General features: G+C 71.6%; 18 protein-coding genes and 1 pseudogene. 10 read left to right on the forward strand and 9 right to left on the reverse strand.

Annotated features, from left to right (window positions below; translation table 11 throughout):
- Nucleotides 1–134: 134 nt before the first annotated feature.
- Nucleotides 135–1,730, reverse strand: coding sequence for a beta-N-acetylhexosaminidase (locus tag AC07AB_RS28805; RefSeq protein ID WP_478572650.1), 1,596 nt, complete (start codon nucleotides 1,728–1,730; stop codon nucleotides 135–137).
- Between the two features lie 253 nt (nucleotides 1,731–1,983).
- On the opposite strand from AC07AB_RS28805, the gene AC07AB_RS28810 reads away from it, so the two are divergent.
- The 5 genes from AC07AB_RS28810 to AC07AB_RS28830 all read left to right on the forward strand — a co-directional run bounded on the left by AC07AB_RS28810 (nucleotide 1,984) and on the right by AC07AB_RS28830 (nucleotide 6,257).
- On the forward strand, nucleotides 1,984–2,523 hold the full coding sequence (locus tag AC07AB_RS28810; protein ID WP_478572653.1) for a 2-oxo-4-hydroxy-4-carboxy-5-ureidoimidazoline decarboxylase: 540 nt from the start codon (nucleotides 1,984–1,986) through the stop codon (nucleotides 2,521–2,523).
- A gap of 321 nt (nucleotides 2,524–2,844) precedes the next feature.
- Nucleotides 2,845–3,225, forward strand: a complete 381-nt coding sequence (gene sdhC, locus AC07AB_RS28815) for a succinate dehydrogenase, cytochrome b556 subunit (protein ID WP_363133459.1) — start codon at nucleotides 2,845–2,847, stop codon at nucleotides 3,223–3,225.
- Nucleotide 3,226: 1 nt separating this feature from the next.
- On the forward strand, nucleotides 3,227–3,697 hold the full coding sequence (locus tag AC07AB_RS28820; RefSeq protein ID WP_030893260.1) for a succinate dehydrogenase hydrophobic membrane anchor subunit: 471 nt from the start codon (nucleotides 3,227–3,229) through the stop codon (nucleotides 3,695–3,697).
- Between the two features lie 23 nt (nucleotides 3,698–3,720).
- Complete coding sequence (sdhA, locus tag AC07AB_RS28825; protein ID WP_478572656.1) at nucleotides 3,721–5,475, forward strand: succinate dehydrogenase flavoprotein subunit; 1,755 nt, start codon at nucleotides 3,721–3,723, stop codon at nucleotides 5,473–5,475.
- The gene (locus AC07AB_RS28830; protein WP_478572659.1) at nucleotides 5,475–6,257 is read left to right on the forward strand and encodes a succinate dehydrogenase iron-sulfur subunit; all 783 of its coding nucleotides are present in this window, start codon (nucleotides 5,475–5,477) and stop codon (nucleotides 6,255–6,257) included. Before sdhA ends, AC07AB_RS28830 begins: the two co-directional genes overlap by 1 nt.
- A 147-nt stretch (nucleotides 6,258–6,404) precedes the next feature.
- Here the strand turns inward: AC07AB_RS28830 and AC07AB_RS28835 are convergent, their stop codons facing one another.
- The gene (locus tag AC07AB_RS28835; protein WP_478572662.1) at nucleotides 6,405–7,136 is read right to left on the reverse strand and encodes a PIG-L family deacetylase; all 732 of its coding nucleotides are present in this window, start codon (nucleotides 7,134–7,136) and stop codon (nucleotides 6,405–6,407) included.
- A gap of 416 nt (nucleotides 7,137–7,552) precedes the next feature.
- Here AC07AB_RS28835 and AC07AB_RS28840 point away from each other — a divergent pair, with 416 nt between their 5' ends.
- Both AC07AB_RS28840 and AC07AB_RS28845 read left to right on the forward strand, forming a co-directional pair.
- Complete coding sequence (locus AC07AB_RS28840) at nucleotides 7,553–7,642, forward strand: K(+)-transporting ATPase subunit F (RefSeq protein ID WP_478572664.1); 90 nt, start codon at nucleotides 7,553–7,555, stop codon at nucleotides 7,640–7,642.
- A gap of 273 nt (nucleotides 7,643–7,915) precedes the next feature.
- On the forward strand, nucleotides 7,916–9,781 hold the full coding sequence (locus tag AC07AB_RS28845) for a DUF4132 domain-containing protein (RefSeq protein ID WP_478572667.1): 1,866 nt from the start codon (nucleotides 7,916–7,918) through the stop codon (nucleotides 9,779–9,781).
- Here the strand turns inward: AC07AB_RS28845 and AC07AB_RS28850 are convergent.
- Nucleotides 9,710–11,233 (reverse strand): ABC transporter substrate-binding protein, encoded by a 1,524-nt coding sequence (locus tag AC07AB_RS28850; protein WP_478572669.1) that lies wholly within the window; start codon nucleotides 11,231–11,233, stop codon nucleotides 9,710–9,712. The two genes, AC07AB_RS28845 and AC07AB_RS28850, sit on opposite strands and share 72 nt — an antisense overlap.
- 116 nt (nucleotides 11,234–11,349) lie before the next feature.
- Nucleotides 11,350–11,778, reverse strand: coding sequence for an ATP-binding protein (locus tag AC07AB_RS28855; RefSeq protein ID WP_478572672.1), 429 nt, complete (start codon nucleotides 11,776–11,778; stop codon nucleotides 11,350–11,352).
- Nucleotides 11,779–12,118: 340 nt separating this feature from the next.
- On the opposite strand from AC07AB_RS28855, the pseudogene AC07AB_RS28860 reads away from it, so the two are divergent.
- Nucleotides 12,119–12,346: pseudogene (locus tag AC07AB_RS28860) on the forward strand (SCO4848 family membrane protein); the annotation flags it as partial.
- 127 nt (nucleotides 12,347–12,473) lie between these two features.
- Here AC07AB_RS28860 and AC07AB_RS28865 read toward each other — a convergent pair.
- Entirely contained in the window at nucleotides 12,474–13,178 is a 705-nt protein-coding gene (locus tag AC07AB_RS28865) for a TetR/AcrR family transcriptional regulator (RefSeq protein ID WP_478572675.1), read from the reverse strand.
- 161 nt (nucleotides 13,179–13,339) lie between these two features.
- Here AC07AB_RS28865 and AC07AB_RS28870 point away from each other — a divergent pair, with 161 nt between their 5' ends.
- Nucleotides 13,340–14,473, forward strand: coding sequence for an FAD-dependent oxidoreductase (locus tag AC07AB_RS28870; RefSeq protein ID WP_478572678.1), 1,134 nt, complete (start codon nucleotides 13,340–13,342; stop codon nucleotides 14,471–14,473).
- Nucleotides 14,474–14,595: 122 nt separating this feature from the next.
- On the opposite strand, the gene AC07AB_RS28875 is transcribed toward AC07AB_RS28870, so the two are convergent.
- Nucleotides 14,596–14,925: a branched-chain amino acid transporter permease gene (locus AC07AB_RS28875; protein ID WP_478572681.1), complete on the reverse strand. Its 330-nt coding sequence runs from the start codon at nucleotides 14,923–14,925 to the stop codon at nucleotides 14,596–14,598.
- A complete protein-coding gene (locus AC07AB_RS28880) occupies nucleotides 14,918–15,793 on the reverse strand; it encodes an AzlC family ABC transporter permease (protein WP_478572684.1) in 876 nt (291 codons plus the stop codon). Before AC07AB_RS28880 ends, AC07AB_RS28875 begins: the two co-directional genes overlap by 8 nt.
- A 62-nt stretch (nucleotides 15,794–15,855) precedes the next feature.
- Here AC07AB_RS28880 and AC07AB_RS28885 point away from each other — a divergent pair, with 62 nt between their 5' ends.
- Nucleotides 15,856–16,314, forward strand: coding sequence for an Lrp/AsnC family transcriptional regulator (locus AC07AB_RS28885; protein ID WP_478572687.1), 459 nt, complete (start codon nucleotides 15,856–15,858; stop codon nucleotides 16,312–16,314).
- 138 nt (nucleotides 16,315–16,452) lie between these two features.
- Here AC07AB_RS28885 and AC07AB_RS28890 read toward each other — a convergent pair whose 3' ends face one another.
- Complete coding sequence (locus tag AC07AB_RS28890) at nucleotides 16,453–16,842, reverse strand: VOC family protein (RefSeq protein ID WP_478572690.1); 390 nt, start codon at nucleotides 16,840–16,842, stop codon at nucleotides 16,453–16,455.
- Complete coding sequence (locus tag AC07AB_RS28895) at nucleotides 16,839–17,132, reverse strand: ArsR/SmtB family transcription factor (RefSeq protein ID WP_478572693.1); 294 nt, start codon at nucleotides 17,130–17,132, stop codon at nucleotides 16,839–16,841. Before AC07AB_RS28895 ends, AC07AB_RS28890 begins: the two co-directional genes overlap by 4 nt.
- Nucleotides 17,133–17,425 lie beyond the last annotated feature (293 nt).

Raw genomic sequence — 17,425 nt, forward strand, 5'->3', positions numbered from 1 at the left:
GTGCCACCCGGGGCCCGAAACCGGGTGCCCGCGCGGCCCCGGAGCCCCGGGGTGAGACCCCCGGCCGGGGGCTGAGCTTGTGCCATATCCCCGGCCGGGTGCGCGACGCCCGGCCGGGGAGGCGGTACGGGCCCTCAGTGCTCGACGCGGTCGGCGAGCGCCGTGAACTCCTTCCAGGGCAGTCCGGGCCGGCGCGGGTCCCACAGCTTCTGGGCCAGGGCCCGCAGCGGCAGCCGGATGCCGCGCGCCACCTGCTGGGTGGTCTGGGCGTCCGGGATGTCGCCCCAGATCGCCAGCCGGCCGCCGAGTACGCGGTCCGGCCCGGCGAGGGAGGCGGGTACGGGCTCGGTGCCGCGCAGCACCGCGGGCGTCCACCGCTCGTAGATCCGGCGGCCGGTGGGGTAGCGGAACTGGTTGGGCTGGCCGAGCACGTAGTAGAGGAACTCGTCGTTGAGGTTGACGAGTTTGCGGCCCTCCTTCAGATACTCCAGCGGGTCGCGGGCGCCGATCTCGGTGCCGGTCCAGTACTCGATCTCGCGGTTCTTGTCGGTGGCGACGACGCCGCCGGCGTGGACGCCGTCGTTCCACACCTTGGCCTTCCCGCCGAGGGAACGCACCGTCGCGGCCCGGTCGTTGAGCCAGCCCGTCGCCAGGTCCTGGACCTTGGCGTCGGGCCCGTACTTGGCGCGGGCGCTCTCCGCGAGGCCGGGGTAGGTGCTCTCGGGGTCCTTGGCCATGAGGGCGAGGTACTCGTCGCCGCCGAGGTGCGTGTACGGGCCGGGGAACAGCGGGGCGTACTCGCGCAGCAGGTCGTCGACGATGCGGGCGGCCTTCTTGTCGGAGATGTCCGCGGCGCCGCGGGCGGGGGTGCCGGCGGCGCTGCGGAGTTCGAGGCCGGGGTGGGCCTTGAAGACCGCGCCGAGGTGGCCGGGCGAGTCGATCTCGGGGATGACCTCGATGTGCAGGCTGGTGGCGAGGTCGGTGATGTGGCGCAGCTGATCCTTGGTGAGGTGCTGGTCGGAGACGATCTCGGGATGGCTCTTGCTCTCGATGCGGAAGCCCTGGTCGTCGGAGAAGTGCAGGCAGAGCTGGTTGAGTTTGAGGTCGGCCATCTCGCGGAGGCGGTCCTCGACCCAGTCGGCGTCGAAGAACTTGCGGGCGATGTCGAGGTTGAGGCCGCGCTGGGGTCGGTCGGGGCGGTCCCGCACGCTCCCTTCGGGCACCTGTCCGCCGGAGCGCACGGCCTGCACGACGGTGCGGGTGCCGTAGAAGGCGCCGGCCTCGTCCGCGCCGGTGATCACCACGCGGCCGTCGCGGGTGGTCATGGTGTACGACTCGGGGCCGCCGTCGTGGCCGAGGCGGAGTTCGACGTCGCCGCGGCGGGCGGGGCCGGAGGCGGTCTTGAGGCCGAGGTCGCGGGCGAGGACGCGGGCCGAGTCGCCGAGCGGTCCGGACGGGCCGGCGATGACGCGGCCGGTGCGCGACGGCCGCCAGCCGGGGCCGCGGGCGGCGTCGAAGGCCCGTACGGCGGGGATGGTGCGGGGCGCCTTGGACAGCGGGCCGGTGGGGGCGGGGGTGGGCGTGGGGCTCCGGGCGGGCGCGCTGGGGGTTGTGGGGCCGTCGTCGCTGGGCCACACCAGGAAGGCGATGACGACGGCCACGACCACGGCGGCGCCCGCGATGGCGGCTCGTACGGCCGCTGCTCGGCTGATCCTGCGGGGCAACCGCATGGCGCATACCTCCTGTTTAGGGTGATTTCGGGGCGAAGGTATTGGGTGTTGCCCCTTCAGCCGTCACTTACGCGCCCGTAGGGCCTCACGTCCGGGTGAAATTCGCGCATCCGTCGGACAGTGGCCGAGTTGCATCGCTACGGTGACGACTCAATCCCCCGCGCCCCACCCTTCACGCTCCCCCCTTCCCTCTCCCTCTCCTGTCCCCCTCCCTCTCCCCTCCCCTTACCCACCCGATCCACCCGAGGAATTCATGCACCACGGCCTCGACCGTCTCAACTCCGCCGCGCCCCGAGCGGCCGAGGAAGCGCTGCGCGCCTGCTGCGGCAGCCGCCGGTGGATCGAGCGGATCGCGGCGCACCGCCCCTACCCCGACCTGGACGCGCTGCTCGCCGCCGCCGACGAGGCCGCCTACGACCTCACCCCCGCGGACCTCGCCGAGGCACTCGCGGGCGAGCACGCCGCGCACCACCCGCCGCTGGCCGCCGACAGCGGCGACCCGGCCGGCCCGCCGGGGCCCGGCACCCTCGCCGCATACACCGCGCTACGGGCCGCGCACGCCGCGTACGAGAGTAAATTCGGCCATGTCTTCGTGATCTGCCTGGACAGTTTCGCGCCGGAGGAGGCGCTGGGTCAGGTGCTGGCCGCCATCCGCGTCCGGCTCACCCACGAGCCCGACGAGGAGCGCGCCGTCACAGCCGACGAGACGCGCCGACTCGCCCGCGGCCGGCTGGCCCGGCTCGTCACGGAGGCCGCGCCCGTACCGGACACGCAGGGGTGCCCGGGGGCGTGAGCGCCCCTCCGACGCGCCGCGCACACGCCGGCCGCGTCGAACACGAGGGCCCGACGCGCCGCACGCGTACCGGTCGCATCGAACGCCCGTACGGACATACGCCCGGAAATCGGGCTTCCAGGGCGGCCCGCACCCCTCGCGAGTAGGCCGTACGTGCCTGTTTGATCACACCTAAGGACCCCGGGCGAACGAACCGACACGTCGTCGCTACGATGGCCAGGGCCGGTGGACCGTACCCGGCCGGGCCCGACCGACAGTGCTCCTCTCTTACTCGTTAGAAGCTGGCGGCAGCCCCCAATCCCCGCTCCCGGAGGGTTTTCAGTGCCGGCTGGAACGCTGTACCGCGGCCGGGAAGGCATGTGGTCCTGGGTGGCTCATCGAGTCACTGGCGTCCTCATTTTCTTCTTCCTGTTCGTGCACGTCCTCGACACCGCTCTCGTCCGCGTCTCTCCCCAGGCGTACGACGACGTCGTAGCGACGTACAAGACGCCCATCGTCAACGTGATGGAGTACGGCCTCGTGGCCGCCATCCTCTTCCACGCGCTCAACGGCCTCCGGGTCATCGCCGTGGATTTCTGGTCGAAGGGCCCGAAGTACCAGAAGCAGCTGCTCTGGACCGTCGTCGGCGTCTGGGTCGTGCTGATGGCCGGCGCTTTCTACCCCGTGCTGCAGCACACGCTGCGCACGCTGTTCGGGAGCTGAGATGTCCTCCGCAGAGACCACAACGCCGCACGACTCCGTGTCGCTGTACGACGCGGACCACCCGGCTCCGGTGATCGAGCCGCCCCGCGCCCGCACCAAGAAGACCCCCAAGTCGACCCGCACCAACTTCGAGATGTACGGCTGGCTCTTCATGCGCCTGTCCGGCATCGTGCTGGTCGTCCTGGTCCTCGGCCACCTGCTGATCCAGCTCGTGCTGGACGGCGGCGTCTCCAAGATCGGCTTCGCGTTCGTCGCCGGCCGCTGGGCCTCGCCGTTCTGGCAGGTGTGGGACCTCACGATGCTGTGGCTCGCGATGCTGCACGGCGCCAACGGCCTGCGCACGGTCATCAACGACTACGCGCAGCGGGACAACACCCGCTTCTGGCTGAAGATGCTGCTGTACACCGCCACGGTGTTCACCGTCCTTCTGGGCACGCTGGTGATCTTCACCTTCGACCCGAACATCCAGTAGACCCCGGGGCTGAGGCTTAACCCATGAAGATTCACAAGTACGACACCGTGATCGTCGGCGCCGGCGGTGCCGGCATGCGCGCGGCCATCGAGTCGACGAAGCGCAGCCGCACCGCCGTGCTGACCAAGCTCTACCCGACCCGCTCCCACACCGGCGCGGCGCAGGGCGGCATGGCCGCCGCCCTCGCCAACGTCGAGGAGGACAACTGGGAGTGGCACACCTTCGACACGATCAAGGGCGGCGACTACCTGGTCGACCAGGACGCCGCCGAGATCCTGGCGAAGGAGGCCATCGACTCGGTCCTCGACCTGGAGCGGATGGGCCTGCCGTTCAACCGGACGCCCGACGGCACCATCGACCAGCGACGCTTCGGCGGCCACAGCCGTAACCACGGCGAGGCCCCCGTCCGCCGGTCCTGCTACGCCTCGGACCGCACCGGCCACATGATCCTCCAGACGCTGTACCAGAACTGCGTCAAGGAGGGCGTGGAGTTCTACAACGAGTTCTACGTCCTGGACCTGCTGCTCCAGGAGGTGGACGGGGTCAAGAAGGCCGCCGGCGTCGTCGCGTACGAGCTGGCGACCGGCGAGATCCACGTCTTCCAGGCGAAGGCGATCATCTTCGCCTCCGGCGGCACCGGCAAGTTCTTCAAGGTGACCTCCAACGCGCACACCCTGACCGGTGACGGCCAGGCCGCGGCCTACCGCCGCGGGCTGCCGCTGGAGGACATGGAGTTCTTCCAGTTCCACCCGACAGGCATCTGGCGGATGGGCATCCTCCTGACCGAGGGCGCGCGCGGCGAGGGCGGCATCCTTCGCAACAAGGACGGCGAGCGCTTCATGGAGAAGTACGCGCCCGTCATGAAGGACCTCGCCTCCCGCGATGTGGTCTCCCGCTCCATCTACACGGAGATCCGCGAGGGCCGCGGCTGCGGCCCCGACGGCGACCACGTCTATCTGGACCTGACCCACCTGCCGCCGGAGCAGCTGGACGCCAAGCTGCCGGACATCACCGAGTTCGCGCGTACGTACCTGGGCATCGAGCCCTACACGGACCCGATCCCGATCCAGCCGACCGCGCACTACGCCATGGGCGGCATCCCGACCAACGTCGAGGGCGAGGTGCTCCTCGACAACACCACCGTCGTGCCGGGCCTGTACGCCGCCGGCGAGGTCGCCTGCGTCTCCGTGCACGGCGCCAACCGGCTGGGCACCAACTCGCTGCTCGACATCAACGTCTTCGGCCGCCGGGCGGGCATCGCCGCCGCCGAGTACGCGGCGAAGAGCGACTACGTCGAGCTGCCCGAGGACCCGGCGTCGCTGGTCGCCTCGCAGGTCGAGTCCCTGCGCGACTCCACGGGCACCGAGCGCGTCACCGAGCTGCGCAAGGCGCTCCAGGAGTGCATGGACGCCAATGTGATGGTCTTCCGCACCGAGCAGACGATCAAGACTGCCGTGGAGACCATCGGCGAGCTGCGCGAGCGCTACAAGAACGTGTCCGTGCAGGACAAGGGCAAGCGGTTCAACACCGACCTGTTGGAGGCCATCGAGCTGGGCAACCTGCTCGACCTGGCCGAGGTCATGGCCGTATCCGCGCTGGCCCGCAAGGAGTCGCGCGGCGGTCACTACCGCGAGGACTACCCGAACCGCGACGACGTCAACTTCATGCGGCACACCATGGCGTACCGCGAGACGGACTCCTCCGGCAACGAGACGATCCGCCTCGACTACAAGCCGGTCGTGCAGACCCGCTACCAGCCGATGGAGCGTAAGTACTGATGAGCACCCCCACGCTTGACAAGACCGACGGGCATTCGGCCTCGTTGGACGCGCTGGAGGCCGACCAGGGCCACATGGTCACGGCCACCTTCCGGATCCGCCGGTTCAACCCGGAGGTCTCCGCGGAGGCGGTCTGGGAGGACTTCCAGCTGCAGATCGACCCCAAGGAGCGGGTCCTCGACGCTCTCCACAAGATCAAGTGGGAGCTGGACGGGACGCTGACCTTCCGGCGCTCCTGCGCGCACGGCATCTGCGGCTCCGACGCAATGCGCATCAACGGCAAGAACCGCCTCGCGTGCAAGACGCTGATCAAGGACATAAACCCGGACAAGCCGATCACGGTCGAGGCCATCAAGGGCCTCACGGTCCTCAAGGACCTCGTGGTCGACATGGAGCCGTTCTTCCAGGCGTACCGCGACGTCATGCCGTTCCTGATCACCACGGGCAACGAGCCGACCCGCGAGCGCCACCAGACCGCCGAGGACCGCGAGCGCTTCGACGACACCACCAAGTGCATCCTGTGCGCCGCGTGCACGTCCTCGTGCCCGGTGTTCTGGAACGACGGCCAGTACTTCGGCCCGGCGGCGATCGTCAACGCGCACCGCTTCATCTTCGACTCGCGCGACGAGGGCGGCGAGCAGCGGCTGGAGATCCTCAACGACAAGGACGGCGTCTGGCGCTGCCGGACCACCTTCAACTGCACCGACGCGTGCCCCCGCGGCATCGAGGTCACGAAGGCCATCCAGGAAGTCAAGCGCGCCCTGATCACGCGCCGCTTCTGAGCTTCGCCCGGAGTCCTCTCCGTACGCGCTGGGCCCCGCTTCCGTCTCCGGACGGGGGCGGGGCCCTTCGCCGTGCGGCACCGCGCGCTGCCGCGTCCCGAGTTCACCGGCATGTCCATCCTGCATGCCGGGACGGACGGCGGCGGGTCAGCTCAGTTCCCAGACCAGTTCGGTCTGGAGGGGGCCGGGGCGGCGGAGGAATGCCTTGTGGTCGACGGCCACCGGGGCGAGTTGGGAGGTGTAGCACAGGACGGCCTCGCGCTTGGCGATCCACTCCTCGTCGTCCAGCCGTACGTCCCGCACCACCTCAAGGCGGTACCGGGCGCTCAGCTCCCGGTACGCGCCGCCGCTGCCGCTGCGCTCCAGCCCGGCCGACGCGTCGTCGGTGCCCCACTCGGCCGCCGCGCCGGAGTAGGGCAGGTCCGCGTAGATCCAGGGGCGCGGCGCGTCGGCGGCGCCGGGCCGCGCGGCGAGCGCTTCGAGCCCCTGGTCCCGTACGGCCGCGTGGTCGCGCTGGTTGGTGCCGAGCGGGAGCAGGACCCGGGTGGCGAGCGGCAGTCCGGCGAGGAAGTCCGTCAGCGCGGTCAGCGGTTCCCTGTCGCGGTACGGGCCGTCGGCGTGGTCGAGGAGTACCTGGTCGACGCGCATCAGGGCGCACGCGCGGGCGTCCTCCGCGAGCCGGGCGCGGTGGGTCTCGACGGTCGAGGTGAAGCCGCAGACCGAGTCCCAGTAGGAGAGTTCGCGGTCGGGCGGCGCCGCGGCGGCGTGCACGGTGACGACCGCGGCCGGCTCGTCGAGGCGGCGCAGGAGGCCGGCGAGGGAGAGGGCTGCGTCGTCGAAGTGGGGGGATATGACGACGGTGGTCCAAGGGCTGGGCACGTGGTACTCCGGCGTGTTCGGGCGGGCGGGGCTCTGGCGGTGGTCCGGGCCGGCGGCGGTTCGCGAGGGCGGTGGCCGGCCCGGTCGGATCTTCCACGACGTTCCGCATGGGGAGGTTTCCGCCCTTGCGTCGAGCCATCGGGCCAGGTCCAGACCAACGAACGTAGCAGGCGCTCGCCCCTGCTACCAGAGCGTAAGCGAGTAATTGGAGTGGCCGGAGGTGCCGTTGGGACGCACCGTCCCCCGCGCTCCTGCCCGTTTCGCCCCAGCGGGTGAAAGCGCGTCAAATTGGCGTCAAAGTGTGAGCGATACGTGCCAGAGGACCGTCAACAGGGGTCCCTATAGGCAGTGGCGCGCGATGCGCTACGGGAGCCGGCTTTCTGCCCCGGCCCCGACCCTCACGCATGGAGTGCGCAGTGACTGTTGAGAACGTCGTCGGTCTCGTGATCGCGGCCGTGCTGGTCGGTCTTCTGGTCCTCGCGCGCGCCTTCCCGGACCGGTTCTGATGCCGGGCCGCCCCTGAGGGACTGTGGCGTCCGGGGCGCTCGGTGTACGGCCCGGCGGAGGCGGTGAGCGGGACGCTCACGCCGGAGGGCGCCCCGGCGGCGGCCTGACGGCGGCCCCGCCCCCGTCGACCGCGACGGCGGTCCCGCCTCCCTCGACCGCGACGGCAGTCCTGCCCCCGGCGGCCGCAAAGGCGACCTGACTCCCAGCGCTGTCAGTGGTGCCGCCTATCGTCTTCTGTACGGGGCCGGTGGGATCGGGGAGGGATGCGCACCATGACGGTGGGCGAAGAGGGCGTGGTGTCATGCGGCTTGCCGCCGGACATCCTCGACGACGGCGACGCGTACGGACCGGCGATGCGCGCCGCGCATCCCGCGCTGCTCGGCTCCCCGGGCGTGGCCGGACTCCTGGACCACTGCCGCCGCCTGCCCGGCGGCGGGCGTGTGACCGGGCGCTGGCGGCGGACGGCGGTCGTGCTGCTGGGGGCGGCCCCGCGCGGCGGGGAGGCCGTGGAGGCGCTGCTGCGGGGCGTCGCGGCCCAGGACGAGCACCCGCTCCGGTCCGGGGCGCGGGGAATCGCCGGGGAGGGCAACGCCGAGCTGGTGCGGGGGCTGCTGTGGGCGGCGGCCGAGAGCGCGCGGGGCGGCCCGGACGCGGAGCGCGCCGACCGGGCCGTCGGCCTGGCGGGGGCCGTCGCCCTCCGTGCGGGGGTCGGGCTGGGCGGGTCCGGCGGCCAGTGCCGCCATGGGCGGATCGCGACGGCCGCCGTCGCCGTGCTCGGTACGTTCGGCGGCGCCCAGGGTGAGCGGGCCGCACAGGAGTTGGAGCGGGTTCGGGACGAGGTCCGCAACCGCACGGTGCTCAAGGGCGTGGACCGGGCGCTGGAGGAGATCGTCGCGCGCGGGGGCGTCGCCCCGGGGCGGGTGCGCGAGCGGTCGGTGGACACCGTGGGGCTGGACGCGCGCGGCATGCGGGAGGAGCAGCTCGGTCCGTACACGGCGGTGCTGTCCGTCTCCCCCACCGAAGCCGACCTCTCCTTCCGGGGGCCCGAGGGCCGGGTGCTGAAGTCCCCGCCGAAGGCGCTGCGCGCGGAGTACGGCGCGGAACTGGCCGAGCTGCGCGCGGCGTTGAAGCGGCTGCGGGCGCTGCTGCCGGCCGAGTGCGACCGGCTCGCGGACCAGTTGGCCGGGGGCACGGTCTGGTCCGCCGAGGAGTGGGCCCGGCACTGCGTGGACCACCCGGTGACGGGCGCTCCGGCCCGTACGCTGCTGTGGGAGGCGAGCGACGGCGCGGGCGGCGCGTGGACCGCCGGGTTCCCGGAGCGTACGGGCGGCGGCTGGGCCCTGGCCGGGGCGGACGGCACGGCGGACCGGGTGGAGGCGGGCGCGCTGCTGCGGCTGTGGCATCCGGTACGGGCCGGGGCCGAGGAAGTGCGCGTGTGGCGCGAGGAGTCGGCGGACCGCGAGCTGAGACAGCCGTTCCCGCAGATCTTCCGCGACGCCTGCCGCCCCGGCCGGGCGGAGGAGGGCGCGCCCGAGGAGTCCGTACGCTTCGCGGGCCGCCTGCTGCGGTACGGGCCCGCGAAGGCGCTGATGGCGAAGGCCGGTTGGACGGGGGGCCGGATCGGCTACGCCGACGCGGAGCGGCGGGCGGAGGCGGTGCGGGAGCTGCCCCGGCCGGGTGACTCGCGCCGCGCCGAGGGCGAGTTCTGGCGGGCGCGGCTGCTCGTGGAGCTGGTGCTGCCGGGGGAGGTTCGGTACGGGGCCGGGGGCGGCGTTGGAGGCGGGGCCGAGGGGCCGGGAGGGGGCGAGGACCGGGACGGCGGGCCGCCGCTCTGCGCGACGGGGCCGGTGCGCTTCGAGCACCGCCCAGGGCCGCGCGGCGCGTGGACCCCGGCCGCTCCGGCGGACGTTCCGGCTCTCGTGTTCTCGGAGGCGATGCGCGACGTGGGGCTGTTCGTGGCGGGTGCGGAGTCCGGGCCTTCGGAGACGGCCGGGGCCCCCGGGGCGGCTCTGCCTTCACAGGCGGCGGGAGCCCCGCAGGCCGCCGCTCCCCCGGCCGCCGCCCCCTCAGATCCGGCTGAGCTTCCACAGCCGCCAGATGCCGGTGCCGTCCGACAGATACTGCGTACCGGAGATTGACCTGCCGCTGAGCACGTAGTCCTTCTTCTGCCAGAGCGGCAGCATCGGCACGTCCTGGGCGACGGTCTTCTGGATGGCCCGGAAGTCGTCGGCCGTGCGTCCGCGCAGGTCCTCGCGCTCGGTGTCGCGGATCAACTGCTCGATGCGGGAATCGTGGTAGCCGGAGTGGAGGGAGGAGTCCACGCCGACGAGCGGGGCGGTGAAGGTGTCGGGGTCGGGGAAGTCGGCGAGCCAGCCGACGCAGTAGGCGTCGTACGCGCCCTTGGCGTAGCCCTGCTGGAACTCCTTCCACTCCACCCACTTGGCGTCCACCTTGAACAGCCCGGTGGCCTCCAGCTGCTTGCGCAGCGTCGCCGCCTCGTCGCCGGTGGCGGCTCCCTGGGAGTAGGCGAGGTCGAAGCTGACCGGGGTCGTGATCCCGGCGTCCCGCAGCAGTTTCCGGGCCCGCGCCGGATCGGGCTTCCGGTAGGCGTCGAAGAAGGGGGTGCTGTGGCCGGTGAGGCCGCGCGGGATGAGGGAGTAGAGCGGTTCGACGGTGCGGTGGTGCACATCGCGGGCGATGGCCTCGCGGTCGACGACGGCGGCGATGGCCTGCCGCACGGCGCGGTCGTTCATCGGCGAGCCGGGGCGCACGTTGAAGACCATGGAGCGGGTGGCGGCTCCGGAGTTCTCCATGACCCGCACGTCGTTGTCGGTGGGCGAGAGCGCCGCGAGGTCGGTGGGCGGCATCTGCCGGGCCACGACGTCCACGGTGTGGTCCCGCCATGCCCGGCTCATGCGGGCCGGGGAGGAGAAGAAGCGCACGGTGACGTCCCCGCCGACGCTCTTGACCGAGCCCCGGTAGCGGGAGTTGGGCTTCAGCCGGGCGGTGGCACCCGTCGCGTACTCCTTGAGGACGTACGGCCCGGAGCCGCTGACGGCGCTGTCCGGGCGGAGCCGGTCGGCGGGGTAGCTCCGGGGGTCGACGATCGACCCGGCCCCGGTGGCTATCTTGAACGGGAAGGTGGCGTCCGGGACTTTGAGGTGGAAGACCACCCTGCGGCCGGCGGCCTGCACCGAGGTGAGGTTCGCGGTGAGCGGGCTGGGCCCCTGCGGCGACTTGATGCGCTGGATCCGGTCGAAGGAGTACTTGACGTCCTCCGTCGTCACTTCGCGGCCGTCGGCGAAGGTGAGCCCGGCGCGCAGCTCGCAGACGTACGTCCGCAGCCCCGTGCTCTGGAAGGCGCAGCTGCGGGCCGCGTCGGGCACGGGCTTGTCGGAGCCGGGTGCGAAGGTCATCAGCGACTGGTAGAGGTTGCTGAACAGCTCCCAGGACCCGGCGTCGTACGCCCCGGCCGGGTCGAGCGAGGTGATCGTGTCGGTCGTGCCGACCGTGATCGGCCCCTTGTCCTTCTTGTCAGGCGCCACCAGCTGGCAGCCGCCCGCCCCCACGGTCACCACGACCGCACACATGAAACTCGCCCATAACCGGCCCCCACGCATCCCTGCGCCCCCTCCACCCAGTGATGCGCATCACCTAAACACAGGCGTCGCACGCGCGCAGGCGAATCGGGCAAAAGATCGGGTCCCTATACGGATCGGACGGTTCCATCTGCCGCCGGCGGCCCCAGAACCGCCCATACGGTCTTGCCGGAACACCCCCGCTGCCATACCCCCCAGGTCTCCGCGACCGCCTCGACCAGATGGAGCCCGCGCCCGGACTCGTCCTCGTCACCGACGAGGCGCGGCACCGGGGGTCTTCGCCCGGAGTCGGTGACCTCGACGAAGCACGAGCCGTCGGCGAGCACGGTGACGGCCACTTCGAACTCCCGGTCCCCGAGGGCGCCGTGCCGGACCGCGTTGGTCGCGAGTTCGGAGACGACCAGCATGGCCGTGTCGACGGCGTCGCCGGTCCGCCCCCAGGCCGCCAGGTGCTCACACACCCGCAGCCGGGCCAGCCCCACCGAGGCCGGCTGCCTGGGCAGCCGGAACGCATTCCGCCGCGGTAAGCCCACCACACGTGTCCCCTCCGCTCGACGCGCTCACATATTGAATACGTGATTGAAGAGGAAGCGAGGTGTGTGTGGTACTTCGCGTGCGAAGCGTGAGTGAGTTTCGGCCATCCCCCGCTACGGTGTGTAAACGCGGGCGGTCCCGCCCCCGCCCGCCGGCCCTCGCGCCCGCATGGTCCGCGTTCCGGGCGGCCGTACGGTCCGTATGCCCGTACGGGCGTACGGGCGTACGGGCACGGGCGGTTTGCGGCAGCACACGCGGCCGGCCACCCCCACCCCCGCCGCACGGCGCGGGGCCGCCGGTCGGATACTGGCAGGGCACGCCCCCGCAGCAGAGGACACCGCCATGAAGCTCAGCCGCCCCGTCTCCTGGTTCCTGCTCGCCTTCGGCGTCTGGTCCTGGGTGGTCTGGACGACCTTCGCCAAGAACCTGTGGAAGGACGGCAGCGGACTCGCCTTCGACGACGGCAAGCCCACCGCGTACTTCTGGGTGCACCTGACGCTCGCCGTGGTCTCCTTCCTGCTCGGGACGGCGATCGGCCTCATCGGGCTGCGCGGCGTTCGCGCGCACCGCGGCGCGGACAAGCAGAAGGCGGCAGCGCGAGACGCGGCACCGCAAGAGGCGGCGTCGCGCGAGACTTCGTCGCGAGAGGCCGCGTCGCAAGAGACGGTTTGACGGAGCGCGCGGGTAACAGAGCCGGCTAGGACCGCGCCGGGCCGGTCGGCGTCCAGTGCGAGGCGATCCCGGCGAGGATGAGGTCGATGCCCGCGAGGAACTCCACCCGGTCGTCGTGCACGCGTAGCTGATCCGCGACGCCTCGGGTGAACGGGTACTCGTCGGGGTCGAGATCCGCCCACGCGACCGCGGCGGCGTCGAGGAACTCGGTCCGGTTCGTGCCCGGATCGTGGACGTGCTGCGCACGGGCGTTGGCCGCGTTCTGCCCGCCCGTGCCGAGGATGTAGCTCTGCAGCGCGGACACGGCGGTGAACTGGGCGGCGTGGGGCACCCCGAGCGCCTGGACCTGACGTCCGAGCCGCTCGAAGATCCGCAGCATCGGTGACCGCGCCGGGGCGCGGGCGAGGTCGTTGCCGATCCACGGGTGGGCGTCGACCGCGTCGAACACGCCGAGGGCGAGGGTGCGGATCGCTTCCTGCGGGGTGGCGCCGGCGGTGTCGGCGGTCATGACGTCGGCGACGACGGCGTCGGTGGCGGCGTTGAGGAGTTCGCCCTTGCTCGCGACATGCCAGTAGATCGCGCCGGGGCCGGTGGCGAGGCGCCCGGCCAGCGTGCGGAACGTGAGCCCGCCCTCGCCCGCCGTGTCGAGGAGTTCGATCGCGGCCTCGACGATGCGCTCCCGCGAGAGCGGTTCCTCTCGCCGCTCCGCGCGACGCGCCGTGGTTGCCATGCGCCCATCCTGACATACCTCTGGAACCACGTTCCAGCTTGACAACCCTGGAACGCCGCTCCAGTCTGCAATGAGGGTTGGAACAACGTTCCAGAAGGAATCGCGGCGTTGGCCCGCCGGGCGCTCCTCCCGCAGACATGCGACAGGCAAGAGGAATCACCATGACCACTGACGTCACGATCATCGGCGCCGGGCTCGGCGGACTCGCCCTGGCCCGCGTCCTGCACCTCCACGCCATCCCGGCCACGGTCTACGAGGCGGAGGCTTCCCCGACGGCTCGCGCGCAGGGCGGCATGCTCGACATCCACGACTACAACGGGCAGCTCGCCCTCAAAGCGGCCGACCTGATGGACGAGTTCCGCGACCTCATCCTGGAGGGCCGCCAGGAGATGCGGATGCTCGCCCCGGACGGGACCCTGCTGATCAAGGAGGACGACGACGGTACGGGCGGCCGCCCCGAGGTGCAGCGCGCCGAACTGCGCCGCATCCTGCTCGACTCGCTCCCGGCCGGCACCGTCAGGTGGGGGCGCAAGGTCAGCGGCGCCCGCGCCCTCGGCGAGGGCCGCCACGAGGTGGTCTTCGCCGACGGCTCCACCGTTGCCACGAGCCTGCTGGTCGGCGCGGACGGCGCCTGGTCACGGGTGCGCCCGCTGCTCTCCGACGCCACACCCGAGTACACGGGCAGCTCGGTCGTCGAGACCTACCTGTTCGACGCCGACACCCGGCACGCCGTCACCGCGCAAGCGGTCGGCGGCGGGTCGATGATGGCCCTCGCGCCGGGCAGGGGCATCATGGCCCACCGCGAGAGCGGCGACACCCTGCACACCTACGTGTCGCTGTCGAGGCCGCGGGAGTGGTTCGCCGCCGTCGATTTCACCGACGCCGACGCGTCCGCCGCGCGCATCGCGGCCGAGTTCGACGGCTGGGCGCCGGAGCTCACCGCCCTGATCACCGACGGCGACACCGCGCCGGTCCTGCGCCCCCTCCACACCCTGCCGACCGAGCACCGGTGGGACCGGGTGCCGGGGGTGACCCTGCTCGGCGACGCCGCCCACCTCGCGGTCCCGAACGGCGAAGGCGCCAACCTGGCCATGCTGGACGGCACCGATCTCGGCCAGGCCCTCGCCGCGCACCCCGCCGACCTCGAAGCCGCGCTCGCCGCGTACGAGCAGGCCATGTTCCCGCGCAGCGCCGAGGCGGCCGCCGAGGGCAACGAGTTCTACGAGCTCATGTACGGCGACACGGCGCCCCAGGGCCTGATCGACATGTTCACGAGCCAGGGGAGGCCCGTATAGCCGGGGCCCGTAACCAGTGGTCCGTAGCCAGGGGCCGTAGCCAGGGGTCCGTAGCCAGGGCCCGTAACCAGTGGTCCGTAGCCAGTGGTCCGTAGCCAGGGGTCCGTAGAGCCGGGCGGGGCTCAGGCGGCGAAGACCGTGCTGGCCAGGATCACATGGACGGCTGTGCCGCCGAGGATGCTCAGCAGCGCGCTGCGGCGCCACAGGTGCAGGCCGACGGTGACGGCCAGGGCGATCAGCGGGGCCAGGCTGCGGGCGTGGGTCAGGGGGGTGTCGCGCAGGCAGTAGACGAGCAGGATCACCATGACGCCGGCGGGCACGCGCACGCTGAGGTACTGGACGGTCTTGCTGGCCCGGAGCGGGGTGAGGGCGGCGAAGGGCAGGGCGCGCAGGCCCCAGGTCACGGCGGCGGTGACGAGAATGGCGGCGATGGCGTAGGGCGTGTCAGGCATGGCTCGGATTCCCGCTGGTCGGGTTGCTGCTGCTCGGGTTGACGCTGTTGTCCGGGCTGCTGTTCAGATTTCCGCTGGTCAGATTGCCGCTGCTCAGGCTCAGGTTGCCGCCGTTCGCGTCGCCGCCTGCCAGGTTCCTGCTGGTGGCGAAGTGGCGGGCCAAGAGGGCGGCCGTGAACAGGCCGAAGGCGGCCAGGAGCATCTCGCCGGGGAAGAGAAGCCGGGCGGCCAGCGCGCTGAGCAGGGCGAGTACGGGGGTGGGCAGGTCGCCGCGCAGATCACGGACGGCGTCGACGGCGAGGACGGCGAACAGGGCGGTGAGGGCGAAATCCAGGCCGGTGACGCTCTCCGGGATGAGCGAGCCGAGCAGGGCGCCGGCGACCGCGCTGCCGACCCAGTACATATGCAGGAACAACTGGAGCCACACGATGCGCCGGCCGGTCCAGGCGCGGGCCTGTTCCCCGGCGGCCAGCGCGTACGCCTCGTCGCACAGGGCGAAGGTGCTGTACGTCTTGCCGAGGCGGCCGGGTATGCGGTGCAGGGGGAAAGACAGCGCGTAGAAGACGTGCCGGACGTTCACCATGAACGCGGACACCGCGATCGCCGCGAGCGGGGCCGCGGCGGTGACCAGGCCGATGAGCAGGAACTCGAACGATCCGCCGAACGCGAGCGCCGCGGACAGCCCCGCCCACCACCACTCCAGGCCCGACTGCATCACCAGCGCCCCGAAGGCGAGCCCGACCGTGACGAACCCCAGCCCCGCGCCCACGGAGTCCTTGAAGGCCGCGAACGCCTGCGACGAGGGCGCGGCTGGAGGGGCGGGCGCGGGCAGCGGTCGTTCCGCGGTGACGGGCGGGCTCATGTGCATGGAGAAATTCTAGGAAGAATTCCGCCTTATTTGGTTGCTTATTGCAGCCCTATAATGACGCTGTGAGCAATGAAGTGAGCCTCGATGCCGTCGATCGGGAAATTCTGTTTCATCTGCGTCGGGACGGCCGGCTGACCAATGTCGAGCTGTCCAAGCGGGTCGGCCTGACTCCGCCGCCCTGCCTGCGGCGGGTCAAGCGGCTGGAAGAGACGGGCGTCATCACCGGATACCGGGCCGTCATCAACCCCGAGGCCGTGGGCCGCGGCCTGGAGGTCCTGGTCGCCGTCGAGATCTACGCCCAGGACCGCAAGAGCTTCGAGGAATTCGAGGAAACCATGGCCTCGTACGAGGAGGTCATAGAGTTCCGCCGCATGTACGGGCGCCCCGACTACTTCCTCCGCGTCGCCGTCGCGGACCACGCCGCGTACGAAGCGTTCCTCACGCGGAAGCTCAGCGGTTTGCCGGCGGTTCTGCGCCTCGAATCGCACCTGACGATGAAGGAGGTCAAGACGAACCAGTAAGCGATGGTCCGGATAGGGGCCGCGTACGGGCTTCGCGGAAGCGCACACCTCATGACGGAGGCGCCCCGCCCCGAACTCCGCAACCGGTCGACCCGGCCGTCCAGGAAACCGCGGCGTGCGCCTGGGCGGGTCCGCGCCTTACATGCCGCCCTGCATGATCTGGATCAGGTTGCCGCAGGTGTCGTCGAAGACCGCGACGGTGACCGGGCCCATCTCCACCGGCTCCTGGGTGAAGCGCACACCGAGCCCACGCAGCCGCTCGAACTCCGCTCGCACATCGTCCACGGCGAACGCGGTGGCCGGGATGCCGTCCTGGACCAGCGCCGTCTTGTACGGCTGCACCGCCGGGTGGCCAGAGGGCTCAAGCACCAGCTGGGTCCCGTCGGGCTCTTCCGGCGAGACCACGGTCAGCCAGCGGTCATCGCCCACCGGAACGTTCTCCTTCAGCACGAAGCCCAGCACGTCGGTGTAGAAGCGCTGGGCTACGTCCTGGTCGTCGACGAAGACGCTGGTGAGGTTGATTCTCATGGGTCCTTCTCCTGTGCGTCGGGCCTGAGCCACCGGTTCACGATGCACTCAAGGGGTTCGGTGTTCAGATCGTGGAACTTGTAGCGGCCCTGCCGCCGCGAAAGGACCAGGCCCGCGGATTCGAGTACGGCCAGGTGCTGGCTCACCGCCTGGCGGGAAATCCCCAGACCGTGCCTGGTCATCAGCCGCGCGCATATCTCGAACAGGGTCTGGCTGTCCCGCTCCACCAGCTCATCAAGGATGCGCCGACGGGTGGGGTCGGCCAGCGCCTTGAAGACGTCCTCTGTCACGATTCCACCATAGGCAAGCCGCGACTTGCCTGACAACTCGGATGCCCAGCGCGAAAAGGTCCGTTCCACTCCCCCATGCGGGCGGCCTTCTCGTGGCGGGGGCCCGGCCGGCCCGGCCCGGTGGCCCGCCGGTTGCTCGTACGAGGGGGCTGTGGCCGGCTTCGCGAGGGGGTGCCGCTGCCACTGCGGGGGGGGGGGGGGGGGGGGGGGGGGGGGGGTGGGGGGGGGGGGGGGGGGGGGGGGGGGGGGGGGGGGGGGGGGGGGGTCATGGGGGTGAGAGTGGAAGAAAGGGT

The sequence above is a fragment of the Streptomyces sp. NPDC044033 genome (assembly GCF_056434425.1).